The organism is Streptomyces sp. NBC_00872 (assembly GCF_045161915.1).
Classification (GTDB): domain Bacteria; phylum Actinomycetota; class Actinomycetes; order Streptomycetales; family Streptomycetaceae; genus Streptomyces.
This window is the reverse complement of sequence record NZ_CP108806.1, coordinates 7,032,522-7,049,845: the sequence shown is the minus strand read 5'-3', so window position 1 is coordinate 7,049,845 and position 17,324 is coordinate 7,032,522. Positions and strand designations below refer to the sequence as shown.

Genomic DNA, 17,324 nt, shown 5'->3' with positions numbered 1-17,324 from the left:
GGTGCGCCTCCGGGCGGGGAGGGCAGAAGACAAGCCCGTCCGGCGATCGAGGACGAACCGGCCGGCCGGAACGCGCCACGGAGACATTCCGGCCCGGCACGGCACGGTCACCGGCTTCCGCCGCGGCCCCTAGGTCCTGTCCGGTCGATCTTCGTGGATCAGCCCGGGGCGTCTGGCGCGGTGCATCGCAAGGCGGAGGATCGCCCGTGTACTGGATGTACTCGGGTGACTCCGACAACGCGGCGAGGTGCCGTGCCAGGCGTTCCGGGCCCACGAAGATCGACCGGACAGGACCTAGTTGAGAGGCGTCCTAGCCGTCGCCAGCAGCTCCTCCGCGTGCGCCCTCGCCGTCTCCGAGTCCTCCTGGCCCGCCAGCATCCGCGACAGCTCCCGTACCCGGTCCTCACCCTCCAGGACCGTCACCCCCGACCGCGTCACCGAGCCGTCGTTCGTCTTCTCGACCAGGAGCTGGCGGTCGGCGAAGGCCGCGACCTGCGGAAGGTGCGTCACCACCACCACCTGCGCGGATCTGGCGAGCTTCGCCAGCCGGCGGCCGACCTCGACCGCCGCCTTGCCGCCGACCCCCGCGTCCACCTCGTCGAAGAGATAGGTCGGTACGGGATCGGATCCCGCGAAGACCACTTCCACCGCGAGCATCACCCGGGACAGCTCACCACCGGAGGCGCCCTTGGCGATCGGCCTCGGCTGGGCGCCCGGGTGGGGGGCCAGCAGCAGTTCGACCTCGTCGGCGCCGTGCGAGCCGTACACCACGGAACGCCCGCCCACCACGATCCCGGACATCTCGTCCGCGGTCTCGGTCTGCCGGATGTCGAACGAGACGCGCGCGTGCGGCATGGCCAGCGAGGCCAGCTCCGCCGTGACGGCCTCCGCGAAGCGCGCCGCGGCCTCCGTGCGGGCGTCGGTCAACGCCTGGGCGAGAACGGACAGTTCGTCGCGCAGCGCGTCACGCTCGGCCGTCAGCTCCGCGATCCGGTCGTCGTCGCTCTCCAGCTCCGTCAGTCGCGCGGCGCTCTCCTCGGCCCAGGCCAGCACGGCGGAGATGTCCTCGCCGTACTTGCGTGTGAGCGCGGTGAGGGCGGCCCGCCGTTCCTCCACGGCTGCCAGCCGCAGGGGATCGGCGTCCAGATCGTCCGCGTAGCCGGCCAGCTCGCCCGCCACGTCCGCCAGCAGGATGGAGATCTCCCCCATCCGCTCGGCGAGCCCGGCGAGCACCGGGTCGTGGGACCGTACGGCCTCCAGCGCCCGCCCCGCGCCCGCGACGAGTGTGGTCGCCTCGACGCCCTCCGGGTCCTCGGGATTGCCCGCGAGCGCCGCGTGCGCCACGGCCGCGGCGGACGCGAGCGCCTCCGCGTGACCGAGCCGTTCCGCCTCGGCGGCGAGTTCGGTGTCCTCCCCCGCCCTCGGCTCCACGGCCGCGACCTCGTTCAGCCCGAAGCGCAGCAGATCGGCCTCCTGCGCCCGCTCACGGGCCCGGGTGGTCAGCTCCTCCAGCTCCGTGGCGACGGCCCGCAGCCTGCGGTACGCCGCCGTGTACGCGGTATGGGGCGCGGCGACCCCGTCGCCCGCGTACCGGTCGAGGGCCTGCCGCTGCCGCGCGGGCCGCAGCAGCCCCTGCTGGTCGGTCTGGCCGTGTACGGCGACCAGATCGTCCGCCAGCTCGGCCAGTACGCCCACGGGCACCGAGCGCCCGCCCAGATGGGCCCGTGAGCGCCCCTCGGCGGAGACGGTTCTGCTGATGAGCAGCGTCCCCTCGTCCAGCTCGGCCCCGGCCTCCTCGGCCCGTACGGCCGCGGGCGTGCCCGCGGCCATGGTGAGCCTGCCCTCCACGACCGCGGATCTGGCGCCGATCCGTACCAGCGCCGGATCCGCGCGTCCGCCGAGCAGCAGTCCCAGACTGGTGACGACCATGGTCTTGCCCGCGCCGGTCTCACCGGTCACCGCGGTAAAGCCTGGCGACAGCTCGACGACCGCGTCGTCGATGACCCCGAGCGACCGTATCCGCATCTCCTCCAACACGGTCATGACCATACGAGGTCCCCGCGCCGCCGCGCGACGGACCCCACCCCCGGTTCCCCCGGCCGAGGGCCGTCCGCCCTCAGTGCGGTGCCCCGCGCCAGCCGGACACCGGCAGCGCGAACTTGGCCACCAGCCGGTCCGCGAACGACGCGTGGTGCAGCCGCGCCAGCCGTACGGGGACGGCACCGCGCCGTACCTCCACCCGGGCCCCCTGGGGCAGCTCGACGGTTCTGCGGCCGTCGCACCAGAGCACACCGTTGGGCGTGTGCGCCTGCACCTCCACCGCGAGCACCGTGGTCGGTGAGGTGACCAGCGGCTTCGCGAACAGGGCATGGGCGCTGATCGGCACCATCAGCAGCGCCTCGACCTCGGGCCAGACGACCGGCCCGCCGGCCGAGAAGGCGTACGCGGTCGAACCGGTGGGCGTGGCGCACACGATGCCGTCGCAGCCGAAGGCGGTGACGGGCCGCCCGTCGATCTCCAGGACGACTTCGAGCATCCGCTCGGGCGAGACCTTCTGCACGGCCGCCTCGTTGAGCGCCCAGTCCCGGTGGACGACATCGCCGTTGCTGTGCACGACGACATCGATCGTCATCCGCTCCTCGACCTCATACGCACGGGTGACCACGCGGTTGACGACCTTGTCCAGATCGTCCCGTTCCGCCTCGGCGAGAAAGCCGACCCTGCCCAGATTGACGCCGAGCATGGGGACGCCCGAGGCCCGTGCGAAGGCGGCGCCGCGCAGCAGCGTCCCGTCACCGCCGAGCACGATCAGCAGTTCGCAGCCGTCGAGTACGTCGGGCGTGCCGTCGGGGACGGTCTCGACGGACGGCGGCAACGGCAGATCTTCGGCCTCCGTGGCCAGGACGCGTACGCCGAGACCGTTGCGCACCAGTCCGTTCACGACCAGTTCGGCGCTGCGGATCGCCGCGGGCCTGCCGGTGTGGGCCAGCAGGAACACCGTACGGTCCGCGTTCGCGGCTCGCAGGCTCCCGGCGGTCTCGGTGGCCGGGGCGCTCGGGGCGGGTTCGGCGGCCGGGGTGTGCTGAGCGCCCAGCGTGACCGGGACGCTCTCGGTGATCAGGGTGGCCCGGGTGGCCGGCGTGGTCCGGGTGCTCTGGGTGCTCTGGGTGCTCTGAACGGTCTGGGTGCTCTGAATGCTCTGCGCGGGCTCGGTGCTCTGCGCGGGCTGCGTGGTCAACGGGGTCCCTCCGCCACTGCACGGTCGACATCCGCCGGGTCCAGCTCGGGCGCTCCGGCGTGGAGCCACAGAAAGTACTCGACATTTCCGGACGGTCCAGGCAGCGGGCTCGCGGTGACCCCCCGTACTCCGAGGCCCAGTTCACCGGCCCGCCGCGCCACCGCCCGTACGGCCTCGGCCCGCAGCTCGGGACTGCGTACGACTCCCCCGCTGCCCAGCCGCTCCTTGCCCACCTCGAACTGCGGTTTCACCATCAGTACGAGGTCGGCGCCGGGTGCGGCGCAGCGCACCAGCGCGGGCAGCACCAGCCCCAGCGGAATGAACGAAAGATCCCCGACCACCAGATCCACAGGCTTCCCTTCGATCGCGTCGAGCGTCAACTCGCGTACGTTCGTACGATCCTTGACGGTGACGCGTTCATCGCTCCGCAGTGACCAGGCGAGTTGTCCGTAGCCGACATCCACCGCGACCACATGGCCGGCGCCGGCGCGCAGCAGGACATCCGTGAAGCCGCCGGTGGACGCGCCCGCGTCGAGTGCCCGTCTGCCGCGGACCTCCAGACCGAGCGGAGTGAAGGTCGCCAGCGCGCCCGCGAGTTTGTGTCCGCCGCGCGAGACGTAGTCGGGATCGCCGTCGTCCGCGGTGACGACCACGGCGGCGCTCGTCTCGACCTGGGTGGCGGGCTTGGTCGCGGTGGTGCCGCCGACGGTCACCCGGCCCGCGGCGATGAGCTGGCTCGCGTGTTCACGTGAGCGCGCGAGGTTACGGCGTACCAGTTCGGCATCGAGACGGCGGCGTGCCAGTCCTGCCACGTTCGGTTCAGCTCCTGTGGTCGTACGCGAGAGGGATCACCGGGGGCCCTGCGGCCGGGGTCCTTGCGAGCCTTGTGGTCCTTGCGGGCCCTGCGGCCGGGGTCCTTGCGGACCCTGCGGCGCCGGACGCGCGTCGAGCGCGGTCAGCGCGTCGCGCAGCCCCCGGTGTACATCCTCGTACACCTCGACATGTCCGTCCGTCGGCAGGTGGTCGGCGTCGCCGAGCCGGGCCAGCCGCTCGTCCACCTCGGCGTCGCCGGTCGGTACGGTGCCCACCCCGAGCGGGCGGGGCGCCGCCGGGTCGTCCGTGGGAGGTCCCGCCGTCCCCGGCTCGCTCTCGGCCGGTCCGGCGGCCGGTCCCGCCATGGAGTCGCTCATGCCCAGACGCTACCCCGAAGCCCTGCGGTACCGTCGGTCACGATGGCGACGACGGAGGAGTGCCGCAGCGCACTCGACAAGCTCTCGGACAATCTGGCACGCGCGGACGGGAAGGTCCGCACCGCGGCCGGGCTCGACCGTTCCCTGAGCTGCCACATCACGGATCTGGACCTCACGTTCACCGGCCGTCTCGTGGACGGCCGGATCGAGGTGGCCGACACCGTGCAGGGTCCGCCGCCGGAGAAGGCGGAGATCGGACTGGCCATGGCGGGCGACGACCTGGTGGCACTGGTCGACGGCACGCTGAACTTCGCCCGCGCGTGGGGCTCGGGACGGGTCAGACTGGACGCGGGCTTCCGCGACCTGCTGCGCCTGCGCGCACTGCTCTGAGGCTTCTTGCCCGGGGCTGGGCTTCGTGCGTGGAGCTGAGGCTTCGTGCGTGGGGGGGCGGCTTTGCGGCCCGGGTGCCGTCCTCTCACTTCTCCAGCGGTACGGGCACGGCCCGCCGGGTCCGCCGGGCCGCCGGCACCACCAGCGGCGTACCCGTCTCCGGGTCCTCGATCACCTGACAGCGCAGACCGAAGACCTCCTCCACGCGCTCGGCCGTGACGACCTCCCGGGGCGTCCCCTCCGCCACGACCGCCCCGTCGCACATCGCGATGAGATGCGTGGCGTAACGGGCCGCGTGGTTGAGGTCGTGCAGCACGGCGACGAGCGTACGGCCCTGGGTCTCGTGCAACTCCGCACACAGGTCGAGCACATCGATCTGGTGCTGGATGTCGAGGAAGGTGGTGGGCTCGTCGAGCAGCAGCAGCGGTGTCTGCTGGGCGAGGGCCATCGCGATCCAGACACGCTGACGCTGACCGCCGGACAATTCATCGACATAACGATCAGCCAGTTCGTCGACACCGGTCGCCGCCATCGATTCCTCGACTATCCGTTCGTCCTCCGGCGACCACTGGCGCAGCAGCCCCTGGTGCGGATACCGGCCACGCGCCACCAGGTCCGCGACCGTGATGCCGTCGGGCGCGATGGACGACTGGGGCAGCAGACCGAGGGTCCTGGCGACCTTCTTGGCGGGCATCGTGTGGATGGCGGTCCCGTCGAGCAGGACCCGTCCCCGGGAGGGCTTGAGCATCCGGGAGAGCGCCCGCAGCAATGTCGACTTGCCGCAGGCGTTCGGGCCGACGATCACCGTGAACGAGTGGTCGGGGATCTCCACCGACAGATCGCGGGCGATGAGCCGCTGGTCGTAGCCGAGGGTCACCGATTCCGCGGTCAGTCGCTGCATGGTCGTACTCCTGGTGTCCGGGCCGGTATCCGCGTCGGTGGCGGTGCGGCAATCGGTGGCGGTGCGGGAGTCGGTGGGGGTGGGGGTGCGGGTACGGGTGCCCGCGGGGTTCATCCGTGTCCGCGCATACGCGTCCCGCCCTGCGCCCGGTGACCAGCAGCCGGAGCGGACAGCGGCCACCGAGCGAGAGAACCCGCCCCGCCGTTCCCCGGAACCCCGCCGTTCCCGGGAACTGTCGCCAATGCGAGGTGAGGTTAGCCTACCCTCACCCCCCACCGGCCCCTCCGCCCCCGTACCGGCGACCGCCCCTCCTACAGACCGAGCCTCGCCAGCGCCTTGCCCGCGTCCAGCGTGCCGGCGCCGTCGCCCGCCTCCGTCCAGGCCGCCGCGCACAGCGCGCGCAGCCCGTCCGGCGCCGCGCCGTCCCCCTCCAGCGCCAGCGCGTTCCCGGCGACCGAAGCGGTCCAGCCGCCGCAGCCGAACCCGCCCTCCGTCCCGGTCACTTCGGGCTGCCCGGTCAGCAGCCCGCGCAGATCCTCGTCCACATAGGTCGGCCGGTGGTTCGGCCCGGCGGCCAGGAGCCGCGCCGCGTCCGTCACCCCGGTCAGTACGAGCAACGAGTCCACGCCCCCGTTGAACGCCCCTTCGATATCCGTGTCCAGCCGGTCCCCGACGACCAGCGCCCGCTTCGCCCCCGTCCGCAGAATGGTCTCGCGGTGCATCGGCGGCAGCGGCTTGCCCGCGACCTGCGGTTCGGCTCCCGTGGCGATCCGTACGACCTCGACCGCCGCGCCGTTGCCGGGCATGATCCCCCGCGCGCTCGGAATCGTCAGATCCGTATTGGACGCGAACCACGGCACACCGCGGTTGATCGCGTAGCAGGCCTCGGCGAACCGCCCCCAGGCCAGGTCGGGACCGCCGTACCCCTGCACCACGGCGGCGGGATCGTCGTCGGCCCGCTCCACCGGCTCAAGTCCGCGTTCGCGCAGCGCGACCCGTAGCCCCTCCCCGCCGATCACCAGGACCTTGGACCCGGCCGGAAGCTGCTCCGCGATCAGCCGGGAGACCGCCTGCGCCGAGGTGATGACATCGGCGGGCTCGGCAGGCGCGCCGAGTTCGGTGAGATGCGCCGCGACGGCGGCGGGCGTGCGCAGCGCGTTGTTGGTGACATACGCGAGGTGCATCCCGGCTTCCCGGGCCGTACGGAGCGACTCGACCGCGTGCGCGATGGCCTCCCCGCCCGCGTAGACCACACCGTCGAGATCGAGCAGAGCGGTGTCGTACGCCTCGTGCAGCGCGGTCGTACTCCCGCTCGGCCTGGTCCTGCTCTGCTCGCTCATCCGCCGTCCGTCCCTCGCTCGTGACAGCCACATGGCACGCGTCCGTACTCCGTGGCGCTTCTCCCCCGATCATCGCTCATCCCCCACACCCCACATACGATGCCCTGATGAACACAACAGGTCCCGCGGACAAGGGGCTGCGACTGATTCCGTTCCACGGGCTCCGCTATGTCCCCGAACGGGTCGGCAGTCTCTCCGCCGTGACCTCCCCGCCGTACGACGTGGTCGTGCGGCCGGACGGACTGCACCATCTGGAGTCGGCCGATCCGCACAACATCGTCCGGCTGATCCTGCCGCAGGCCCCCACCCCCGACGAGCGCCACCGCCAGGCGGCGCGGACGCTGGGCCGCTGGCTCGCCGAGGGCGTGCTCGCGCCGGATCCCGAGCCCGCGCTGTACGTGTACGAGCAGCGCAAGGGCGAGTTGGTGCAGAGAGGGGTCATCGGGGCGCTGGCGCTCTCCTCGCCCTCCGACGGCATCGTGCTGCCCCACGAGGACGTCATGCCGGATGTCGTGGCGGACCGTGCGGCCCTGATGCGGGCGACCGCGGCGAATCTGGAGCCACTGCTGCTGACGTACCGCAGCGGCGGCGAGGTCACGGGCTCTCCGGGGGTACCGGGCACGGCGGGCGCGCCGGGCACCTCGGGCGTACCGGGTACGGCGGTCACACCAAGCACACCAAGCACGGGCACACCGGGCACGGCGGGTGTCATCGAGCGCACCATCCGCCGCCCCCCACTCCTCGCCACCACCACGGAGGACGGCTTCAGCCATCGGCTGTGGTCGGTCACGGATCACGGCGACCTCGCGGAGATCGCCGACGATCTGGGCCACCACCAGGCCCTGATCGCCGACGGCCACCACCGCTGGGCGACCTATCTGAGGCTGCGCGACGAGCACACGGAACCCGGCCCCTGGGGATACGGACTGGTCCTGCTGATCGACACGGCCCGCTATCCCCTCCAGGTCCGCTCCATCCACCGGGTGCTGCACCAACTGCCGGTCGGCCGCGCGGTCGAGGCCCTCTCCGGCTTCTTCCGTGTCCGTACGGTCGACGGCCCGCTCCCGGAGGCGCTCGACGCCCTCGCCGACGCCACGACCACGGGCAACGCGTTCCTGCTCGCCGGGGACGGCCGCTTCCATCTGGTCGACCGCCCGGACCAGGAGCTGCTGGCGCGTACGGTCCCCGTCGACCGGCCCGCGGCCTGGCGGGCACTGGACGCGACCGTCCTGCACGCCACGCTCGTGGACCACATCTGGCGGATCCCGGACACGCCCGAGCACATCGCGTACATCCACGACACAGCGGCAGCCGTCGACAAGGCGGAACGGGACGCCAGTACAGCGGTCCTGCTGCACCCCGTGCGCGAGGAGGTCGTACGGGAACTGGCGCGGCAGGGCGTCATGATGCCCCGCAAGTCCACGTCCTTCGGCCCCAAGCCGGCGACAGGACTGGTGCTGCGGAGTCTCGCCCCGGGCAACTGACAGAGCGAACGCGTGTGGGTGGTACCCCGGCCGAACCCTGCCGGGGTACCACCCACACACCTCAACTCAACGCTCAGTGCTTGGTGTCGCGTTCGACTTCTTCATCGACCTCTTCATCGACGCCGTCGTCGTCATCCTCGTCACCGTCGCCGCTGTCTTCGTCGTCGTCCACGACGTCGGTGTCAACATCGGTGTCGGTGTCAGCGTCGAGGACGGGACTGAGGTCGTCGTCCTCGTCCGCGTCCTCGTCGTCCTCCTCGACCATGGCGTCGACGAACTCGACCCCGTCCAGCTCCGCGAGCCGGTCCGAGGCGTCCGTCGCGCCGTCCTTGTCCGCCTCGATCGTCTTGGCGAACCACTCACGGGCCTCGTCCTCACGCCCGGCCGACAGCAGAGCGTCGGCGTAGGCGTAGCGCAGCCGGGCGGTCCACGGCTGAACGGAGCTGGACGCCAGCTCGGGGCTCTGGAGCGTCACGATGGCGGCGTCGATCTGCCCCATGTCCCTGCGCGCCCCGGCGGCGACCAGCCGCATCTCGACCTGGCCCGCCTTGTCGAGCTTCTGCACCTCGGGCTCGCCGGCCATCGCCATCGCCCGCTCCGGACGGCCGAGTCCGCGCTCGCAGTCCGCCATGACGGGCCACAGATCGACATTCCCGGTCATCCGCCGAGCGGCCCTGAACTCGGCCAGCGCCTCGGCGTACTTCTGGGTCGCGTACGCGGCGAAGCCCGCCGCCTCGCGCACGGCGGCGACCCTGGAGGCGAGCCGCAGCGCGATACGGGAGTACGCGTACGCCCGCTCCGGGTCCTCGTCGATGAGCTGGGCGACCATGACGAGGTTTCTGGCGACGTCGTCCGCAAGCGTCTTGGGCAGGCTCATCAGCTCCTGACGGACGCTCTTGTCGATCTCCTCGCCGGTGACCTCGTCCGGGATCGGCAGCCGCTTGATCGGCTCCCTGTCACGGTCGCGGTCCCGGTCGTCACGGCGCTCGTAGCCGCCACGGCGGTTGTCTTCGCGCCCGCGGTATCCGCCACGGTCGCGGTCACCGCGGTCCCGGTCGTCGCGACGGCCGTAACCACCGCCACCGCCGGAACCGCTGGGACGGCCTGCCCCACCACGGCTGTCGTCACGACGCGGACCGCTGGGCCGGTCGTCACGACGGAAGCCCGGCCGGTCATCACGACGGTCATCCCGACGGGGTCCGCCGGGACGGTCGTCGCGGCGCGGAGCGCTCGGCCGGTCGTCACGGCGCGCGTAGCCGCCGCCACCGCCCCGGCTGTCGTCACGGCGGAAGGCGGGCCGGTCATCACGACGGGTGTCGTCACGGCGGGCGTCGTCACGGCGGGCGTCGTCACGGCGGGCGTCGTCACGGCGGGCGTCGTCACGGCGGAACGTGGGGCGGTCGTCACGGCGGCTGTCGTCACGGCGATTGTCGTCGCGCCGGTCATCACGACGCGGACCGGTCGGACGGTCGTCGCGGCGAGGGGCACTGCTGGGACGGTCGTCACGTCGCCCGTAACCACCGCCGCCGGAACCGAAACTGGGCCGAGCGCCACGGTCGCGGTCATCACGACGGGGACCGCTCGGCCGGTCGTCCCGACGGGGACCACTGGGACGGTCATCACGCCGAGGGCCGCTGGGGCGGTCGTCACGCCGAGGGCCGCTGGGACGGTCGTCCCGACGGAAGCCGGGGCGGTCGTCACGACGGTCATCACGCCGGAAGGCAGGCCTGTCGTCACGCCGGTCGTCCCGACGCGGACCGCTCGGGCGGTCGTCACGACGCGGACCACCGCTGCCGGGACGGTCGTCACGCCGCCCATAGCCACCACCGCCGGTGTTACCACCGGCCGGCCGCCCGCCACGGTCGTCACGGCGACCGTAGCCACCGCCGCCGGAAGCGGAACCGGAGCTGGAGTGGGGACGGCCGCCACGGTCGTCGTCGCGACGCGGTCCGGCGGGCCGGTCGTCGCGTCCACCGCGATATCCGCCGCCCCGGTTGTCATCGCGGCGACTGTTGTCGTCACGACGGCCGTCATCACGGCGACTGCTGTCGTCACGACGGAAACCACCACGGTCCCGATCATCACGTCGCGGACCGCGATCGCGATCGTCACGGCCTCCGCGGAAGCCGCCCCGGTCACCGCTGTCCCGACGGCGCTCATCGCGCTCGGGACGGTCGTCGGAGGAGTTGGGGGACATCGGTTGGGCTCCTGTCTTCGGGTACCGCAGTCATTCTCGCGCAGTCGGCCTTCCGATGCGCTTCGGGTGAAATGGGGAATGGGAGGGAGGAACGGGGAAAACAAAAAGGACCCATGGTCCAGCATGAACGCTGGACCATGGGTCCTTGAAAGATTGTTCGGCGGTGTCCTACTCTCCCACAGGGTCCCCCCTGCAGTACCATCGGCGCTGTGAGGCTTAGCTTCCGGGTTCGGAATGTAACCGGGCGTTTCCCTCACGCTATGACCACCGAAACCCTATCGGGCCACCCCACAAAGCTGGGGTATCGGCACTTAGCGAACAAGCACACTCTTCAATTGAGTACATACTGGTTCAACCGGTGCGACTGTTCGCAACCCGGGAACCACACAGTGGACGCGAGCAACTGAGGACAAGCCCTCGGCCTATTAGTACCGGTCAACTCCACCAGTCACCTGGCTTCCATATCCGGCCTATCAACCCAGTCGTCTACTGGGAGCCTTAACCCCTCAAAGGGGGTGGGAGTCCTCATCTCGAAGCAGGCTTCCCGCTTAGATGCTTTCAGCGGTTATCCCTCCCGAACGTAGCCAACCAGCCATGCCCTTGGCAGAACAACTGGCACACCAGAGGTTCGTCCGTCCCGGTCCTCTCGTACTAGGGACAGCCCTTCTCAAGACTCCTACGCGCACAGCGGATAGGGACCGAACTGTCTCACGACGTTCTAAACCCAGCTCGCGTACCGCTTTAATGGGCGAACAGCCCAACCCTTGGGACCGACTCCAGCCCCAGGATGCGACGAGCCGACATCGAGGTGCCAAACCATCCCGTCGATATGGACTCTTGGGGAAGATCAGCCTGTTATCCCCGGGGTACCTTTTATCCGTTGAGCGACGGCGCTTCCACAAGCCACCGCCGGATCACTAGTCCCGACTTTCGTCCCTGCTCGACCCGTCGGTCTCACAGTCAAGCTCCCTTGTGCACTTACACTCAACACCTGATTACCAACCAGGCTGAGGGAACCTTTGGGCGCCTCCGTTACCCTTTAGGAGGCAACCGCCCCAGTTAAACTACCCATCAGACACTGTCCCTGATCCGGATCACGGACCCAGGTTAGACATCCAGCACGACCAGAGTGGTATTTCAACGACGACTCCACCCATACTGGCGTATGAGCTTCAAAGTCTCCCACCTATCCTACACAAGCCGAACCGAACACCAATATCAAACTGTAGTAAAGGTCCCGGGGTCTTTCCGTCCTGCTGCGCGAAACGAGCATCTTTACTCGTAATGCAATTTCACCGGGCCTATGGTTGAGACAGTCGAGAAGTCGTTACGCCATTCGTGCAGGTCGGAACTTACCCGACAAGGAATTTCGCTACCTTAGGATGGTTATAGTTACCACCGCCGTTTACTGGCGCTTAAGTTCTCAGCCTCGCCAACCCGAAGATTGACTAACCGGTCCCCTTAACGTTCCAGCACCGGGCAGGCGTCAGTCCGTATACATCGCCTTACGGCTTCGCACGGACCTGTGTTTTTAGTAAACAGTCGCTTCTCGCTGGTCTCTGCGGCCACCCCAAGCTCAAGGAGTAAATCCCATCACCCAGTGTGGCCCCCCTTCTCCCGAAGTTACGGGGGCATTTTGCCGAGTTCCTTAACCATAGTTCACCCGAACGCCTCGGTATTCTCTACCAGACCACCTGAGTCGGTTTAGGGTACGGGCCGCCATGAAACTCGCTAGAGGCTTTTCTCGACAGCATAGGATCATCCACTTCACCACAATCGGCTCGGCATCAGGTCTCAGACACATGTTGCACGGATTTACCTGCACAACGCCCTACACCCTTACCCCGGGACAACCACCGCCCGGGCTGGACTACCTTCCTGCGTCACCCCATCGCTTACCTACTACAGATCTGGTCCGACGGCTCCACCACTCCCCTTTGCCCGAAGGCTCCAGGACGGCTTCACGGTCTTAGCATCGTCTGATTCGATACTGGGCGTTTCAAAGCGGGTACCGGAATATCAACCGGTTGTCCATCGACTACGCCTGTCGGCCTCGCCTTAGGTCCCGACTTACCCTGGGCAGATCAGCTTGACCCAGGAACCCTTAGTCAATCGGCGCACACGTTTCCCACGTGTGTATCGCTACTCATGCCTGCATTCTCACTCGTGAACCGTCCACCACTCGCTTACGCGGCGGCTTCACCCGGCACACGACGCTCCCCTACCCATCACAGTCCCCGTTGGGGGTACATACTGCAATGACACGACTTCGGCGGTACGCTTGAGCCCCGCTACATTGTCGGCGCGGAATCACTTGACCAGTGAGCTATTACGCACTCTTTCAAGGATGGCTGCTTCTAAGCCAACCTCCTGGTTGTCTCTGCGACTCCACATCCTTTCCCACTTAGCGTACGCTTAGGGGCCTTAGTCGATGCTCTGGGCTGTTTCCCTCTCGACCATGGAGCTTATCCCCCACAGTCTCACTGCCGCGCTCTCACTTACCGGCATTCGGAGTTTGGCTAAGGTCAGTAACCCGGTAGGGCCCATCGCCTATCCAGTGCTCTACCTCCGGCAAGAAACACACGACGCTGCACCTAAATGCATTTCGGGGAGAACCAGCTATCACGGAGTTTGATTGGCCTTTCACCCCTAACCACAGGTCATCCCCCAGGTTTTCAACCCTGGTGGGTTCGGTCCTCCACGACCTCTTACAGCCGCTTCAACCTGCCCATGGCTAGATCACTCCGCTTCGGGTCTTGAGCGCGCTACTATACCGCCCTATTCGGACTCGCTTTCGCTACGGCTACCCCACACGGGTTAACCTCGCAACACACCGCAAACTCGCAGGCTCATTCTTCAAAAGGCACGCAGTCACGACGCACCGAGTAAACTCGATGCGCGACGCTCCCACGGCTTGTAGGCACACGGTTTCAGGTACTATTTCACTCCGCTCCCGCGGTACTTTTCACCATTCCCTCACGGTACTATCCGCTATCGGTCACCAGGGAATATTTAGGCTTAGCGGGTGGTCCCGCCAGATTCACACGGGATTTCTCGGGCCCCGTGCTACTTGGGTGATTCTCAAACGAGCCGTACAGATTTCAGCTACGGGGGTCTTACCCTCTACGCCGGACCTTTCGCATGTCCTTCGCCTACCCATACGGTTTCTGACTCGCCGACCGGCCGGCAGACCGATCAAGAGAACTCCCACAACCCCTGAAACGCAACCCCTGCCGGGTATCACACGTCACAGGTTTGGCCTCATCCGGTTTCGCTCGCCACTACTCCCGGAATCACGGTTGTTTTCTCTTCCTGAGGGTACTGAGATGTTTCACTTCCCCTCGTTCCCTCCACACTGCCTATGTGTTCAGCAGCGGGTGACAGCCCATGACGACTGCCGGGTTTCCCCATTCGGACACCCCCGGATCAAAGCTCGGTTGACAGCTCCCCGGGGCCTATCGCGGCCTCCCACGTCCTTCATCGGTTCCTGGTACCAAGGCATCCACCGTGCGCCCTTAAAAACTTGGCCACAGATGCTCGCGTCCACTGTGCAGTTCTCAAACAACGACCAGCCACCCGCCACCCCACTCTCACGAGCGAGTACACCGGGACCGGCACTCGAAGGACGAGCAACGCTCGCACCCTCAGACACCCAACAGCGCGCCCCACACAGTCCACCAGCAAGAATCACGTTCCACGCCGAAGCAGTACTAGCAACCCTCACCAACAGACTGTGCCGAATAGTCAACGTTCCACCCATGAGCTGACCACCGTCGGACATGCGCCGACGAAGTGGCTCTCGACCCCGAAGGGTCTAGATGCTCCTTAGAAAGGAGGTGATCCAGCCGCACCTTCCGGTACGGCTACCTTGTTACGACTTCGTCCCAATCGCCAGTCCCACCTTCGACAGCTCCCTCCCCACAAGGGGGTTGGGCCACCGGCTTCGGGTGTTACCGACTTTCGTGACGTGACGGGCGGTGTGTACAAGGCCCGGGAACGTATTCACCGCAGCAATGCTGATCTGCGATTACTAGCAACTCCGACTTCATGGGGTCGAGTTGCAGACCCCAATCCGAACTGAGACCGGCTTTTTGAGATTCGCTCCGCCTCACGGCATCGCAGCTCATTGTACCGGCCATTGTAGCACGTGTGCAGCCCAAGACATAAGGGGCATGATGACTTGACGTCGTCCCCACCTTCCTCCGAGTTGACCCCGGCAGTCTCCTGTGAGTCCCCATCACCCCGAAAGGCATGCTGGCAACACAGAACAAGGGTTGCGCTCGTTGCGGGACTTAACCCAACATCTCACGACACGAGCTGACGACAGCCATGCACCACCTGTACACCGACCACAAGGGGGCGACCATCTCTGGCCGTTTCCGGTGTATGTCAAGCCTTGGTAAGGTTCTTCGCGTTGCGTCGAATTAAGCCACATGCTCCGCTGCTTGTGCGGGCCCCCGTCAATTCCTTTGAGTTTTAGCCTTGCGGCCGTACTCCCCAGGCGGGGAACTTAATGCGTTAGCTGCGGCACCGACGACGTGGAATGTCGCCAACACCTAGTTCCCAACGTTTACGGCGTGGACTACCAGGGTATCTAATCCTGTTCGCTCCCCACGCTTTCGCTCCTCAGCGTCAGTAATGGCCCAGAGATCCGCCTTCGCCACCGGTGTTCCTCCTGATATCTGCGCATTTCACCGCTACACCAGGAATTCCGATCTCCCCTACCACACTCTAGCCTGCCCGTATCGAATGCAGACCCGGGGTTAAGCCCCGGGCTTTCACATCCGACGCGACAAGCCGCCTACGAGCTCTTTACGCCCAATAATTCCGGACAACGCTTGCGCCCTACGTATTACCGCGGCTGCTGGCACGTAGTTAGCCGGCGCTTCTTCTGCAGGTACCGTCACTCACGCTTCTTCCCTGCTGAAAGAGGTTTACAACCCGAAGGCCGTCATCCCTCACGCGGCGTCGCTGCATCAGGCTTCCGCCCATTGTGCAATATTCCCCACTGCTGCCTCCCGTAGGAGTCTGGGCCGTGTCTCAGTCCCAGTGTGGCCGGTCGCCCTCTCAGGCCGGCTACCCGTCGTCGCCTTGGTAGGCCATCACCCCACCAACAAGCTGATAGGCCGCGGGCTCATCCTTCACCGCCGGAGCTTTCAACCCTCTCCCATGCAGGAGAAAGTATTATCCGGTATTAGACCCCGTTTCCAGGGCTTGTCCCAGAGTGAAGGGCAGATTGCCCACGTGTTACTCACCCGTTCGCCACTAATCCACCCCGAAAGGCTTCATCGTTCGACTTGCATGTGTTAAGCACGCCGCCAGCGTTCGTCCTGAGCCAGGATCAAACTCTCCGTGAATGATTACCCGTAATCGGGTCAGCACCACGAGAGCGGAACCACCAGCCGGAATAAGACCAGTGATTCACAGCGTCCTCGCTGTGTTACTTCAAAGGAACCCGAACCCACCGGAACATCACATCCCGGAAGGACGGGGTATCAACATATCTGGCGTTGACTTTTGGCACGCTGTTGAGTTCTCAAGGAACGGACGCTTCCTTCGTACTCACCCTCACGGGCTTTCCTCCGGGCTTTCCCTTCGGTCTTGCTGTCTTGCGTCTCCGACTTTACCAGATCCATTCGGCGTCTTCCGCCTCGTGAATTCCAGTGACCTTTGGGATTGGTCTTTTGCCTTTCGGCTTCCGCTACTTTAACCGAATCCCCGCCCGGCTCATAATCGAGCCGTCGGGCTTGAATTTCGGCATGCCGAAATAGAACCCGTCGGGGCTGGTCGTCAGTAGTGGATGGCCACTTCGGGCGGCTGCTGAGCAGCAGGACCGGTGTCAAGCGGCTCGGGCTACGTTAGGCGGATGAACGGTACGAGTCAAGTTCGGCGGCGTCTGGGCGCATGGGCCCGATAAGGGCTCACCGAAGGGTCGCCGTCGATCCAGAAGCGCCAGGGGTGGACCGCGCCGTCGCCGCCCACCCCGGTGCGGGGGCCGCTGCGGACCTGGTCAGTCGGTGCGGGCGTGCCGGCCAGTATCGCCAGCGGCGCGTCGGGGCCCGCGCAGACGTCCGTGCCGTTGAGGCCGCGGTCGACATCGAGGGCGGTGGCCAAGCGGGCCGGGCCTTTGGCCAGTTCTCTGTGATGCCGGGCCGAGAACCGACGTTTATGTGCCAGCTCGGCGCCCACCTCGATCTCGCCGGCGCGGAGCAGGACTCCGCTCGCCATGCCCTCGGGGCCGCACACCAGGTTGAGGCAGTGCCACATCCCGTAGGTGAAGTAGACGTACGCGTGACCGGGCGGGCCGAACATCACTCCGTTACGGGCCGTCCGGCCGCGGAATGCGTGCGATCCCGGGTCGATCTCGCCCGCGTACGCCTCCACCTCGGTCAGCCGGAGTTCGATCGGGCCCTCGTCCGTGGTGCGTACCAGTGTGCGCCCGAGAAGATCGGGCGCGACCTCCAGGACCGGACGGTCGAAGAAGTCCCGGGGAAGCGGAACACGATCGGGGCTCTCCATGGCGTATGAGCGTACCGGGGAACCGACTACGGTCGGAGCGCGTATGTAGGGGTCAGGATCTAGAA

At 67.2% G+C, this 17,324-nt stretch carries 11 protein-coding genes and 3 rRNA genes; 2 read left to right on the top strand and 12 right to left on the bottom strand.

Features of this window, described 5'->3' with window-relative positions; all coding sequences use genetic code 11:
* Positions 1-294 precede the first annotated feature (294 nt).
* The 4 genes from recN to OG214_RS30125 form a co-directional block, all read right to left on the bottom strand.
* Positions 295-2,043: a DNA repair protein RecN gene (gene recN, locus OG214_RS30140; protein ID WP_383042012.1), complete on the bottom strand. Its 1,749-nt coding sequence runs from the start codon at positions 2,041-2,043 to the stop codon at positions 295-297.
* A 73-nt stretch (positions 2,044-2,116) separates the two neighbouring features.
* A complete protein-coding gene (locus OG214_RS30135) occupies positions 2,117-3,025 on the bottom strand; it encodes an NAD kinase (RefSeq protein ID WP_363084553.1) in 909 nt (302 codons plus the stop codon).
* Between the two features lie 209 nt (positions 3,026-3,234).
* Entirely contained in the window at positions 3,235-4,050 is an 816-nt protein-coding gene (locus OG214_RS30130; protein ID WP_405986506.1) for a TlyA family RNA methyltransferase, read from the bottom strand.
* Positions 4,051-4,086: 36 nt separating this feature from the next.
* Positions 4,087-4,428 (bottom strand): hypothetical protein, encoded by a 342-nt coding sequence (locus tag OG214_RS30125; protein ID WP_382866976.1) that lies wholly within the window; start codon positions 4,426-4,428, stop codon positions 4,087-4,089.
* A 42-nt stretch (positions 4,429-4,470) separates the two neighbouring features.
* Here OG214_RS30125 and OG214_RS30120 point away from each other — a divergent pair, with 42 nt between their 5' ends.
* Entirely contained in the window at positions 4,471-4,818 is a 348-nt protein-coding gene (locus tag OG214_RS30120; RefSeq protein ID WP_363084549.1) for a sterol-binding protein, read from the top strand.
* Positions 4,819-4,903: 85 nt separating this feature from the next.
* Here the strand turns inward: OG214_RS30120 and OG214_RS30115 are convergent, their stop codons facing one another.
* On the bottom strand, positions 4,904-5,719 hold the full coding sequence (locus tag OG214_RS30115; protein WP_363084548.1) for an ABC transporter ATP-binding protein: 816 nt from the start codon (positions 5,717-5,719) through the stop codon (positions 4,904-4,906).
* A 311-nt stretch (positions 5,720-6,030) separates the two neighbouring features.
* The gene (locus OG214_RS30110) at positions 6,031-7,059 is read right to left on the bottom strand and encodes an HAD-IIA family hydrolase (protein ID WP_405986505.1); all 1,029 of its coding nucleotides are present in this window, start codon (positions 7,057-7,059) and stop codon (positions 6,031-6,033) included.
* Positions 7,060-7,166: 107 nt separating this feature from the next.
* On the opposite strand from OG214_RS30110, the gene OG214_RS30105 reads away from it, so the two are divergent.
* A complete protein-coding gene (locus OG214_RS30105; protein WP_405986504.1) occupies positions 7,167-8,543 on the top strand; it encodes a DUF1015 family protein in 1,377 nt (458 codons plus the stop codon).
* A 73-nt stretch (positions 8,544-8,616) separates the two neighbouring features.
* Here OG214_RS30105 and OG214_RS30100 read toward each other — a convergent pair whose 3' ends face one another.
* The 6 genes from OG214_RS30100 to OG214_RS30075 all read right to left on the bottom strand — a co-directional run bounded on the left by OG214_RS30100 (position 8,617) and on the right by OG214_RS30075 (position 17,259).
* Positions 8,617-9,420: a hypothetical protein gene (locus OG214_RS30100; protein WP_405986503.1), complete on the bottom strand. Its 804-nt coding sequence runs from the start codon at positions 9,418-9,420 to the stop codon at positions 8,617-8,619.
* The gene (locus OG214_RS30095; RefSeq protein ID WP_405986502.1) at positions 9,420-10,655 is read right to left on the bottom strand and encodes a hypothetical protein; all 1,236 of its coding nucleotides are present in this window, start codon (positions 10,653-10,655) and stop codon (positions 9,420-9,422) included. Before OG214_RS30095 ends, OG214_RS30100 begins: the two co-directional genes overlap by 1 nt.
* Positions 10,656-10,895: 240 nt before the next feature.
* Positions 10,896-11,012, bottom strand: a 5S ribosomal RNA gene (gene rrf, locus OG214_RS30090).
* A gap of 133 nt (positions 11,013-11,145) precedes the next feature.
* Positions 11,146-14,269 (bottom strand): 23S ribosomal RNA (locus tag OG214_RS30085).
* 300 nt (positions 14,270-14,569) lie between these two features.
* A 16S ribosomal RNA gene (locus OG214_RS30080) occupies positions 14,570-16,097 on the bottom strand.
* The 16S, 23S and 5S rRNA genes sit together here, the layout of an rRNA operon.
* 523 nt (positions 16,098-16,620) lie before the next feature.
* Positions 16,621-17,259, bottom strand: coding sequence for a DNA-3-methyladenine glycosylase (locus OG214_RS30075; RefSeq protein ID WP_363085179.1), 639 nt, complete (start codon positions 17,257-17,259; stop codon positions 16,621-16,623).
* Positions 17,260-17,324 lie beyond the last annotated feature (65 nt).

Bases quoted from the DNA above. Each gene is read 5' to 3' on its own strand.
- recN (WP_383042012.1), bottom strand. From the start codon at position 2,043: ATGACCGTGTTGGAGGAGATGCGGATACGGTCGCTCGGGGTCATCGAC.
- OG214_RS30125 (WP_382866976.1), bottom strand. From the start codon at position 4,428: ATGAGCGACTCCATGGCGGGACCGGCCGCCGGACCGGCCGAGAGCGAG.
- OG214_RS30120 (WP_363084549.1), top strand. From the start codon at position 4,471: ATGGCGACGACGGAGGAGTGCCGCAGCGCACTCGACAAGCTCTCGGAC.
- OG214_RS30115 (WP_363084548.1), bottom strand. From the start codon at position 5,719: ATGCAGCGACTGACCGCGGAATCGGTGACCCTCGGCTACGACCAGCGG.
- OG214_RS30110 (WP_405986505.1), bottom strand. From the start codon at position 7,059: ATGAGCGAGCAGAGCAGGACCAGGCCGAGCGGGAGTACGACCGCGCTG.
- OG214_RS30105 (WP_405986504.1), top strand. From the start codon at position 7,167: ATGAACACAACAGGTCCCGCGGACAAGGGGCTGCGACTGATTCCGTTC.
- OG214_RS30100 (WP_405986503.1), bottom strand. From the start codon at position 9,420: ATGAGCCTGCCCAAGACGCTTGCGGACGACGTCGCCAGAAACCTCGTC.
- OG214_RS30075 (WP_363085179.1), bottom strand. From the start codon at position 17,259: ATGGAGAGCCCCGATCGTGTTCCGCTTCCCCGGGACTTCTTCGACCGT.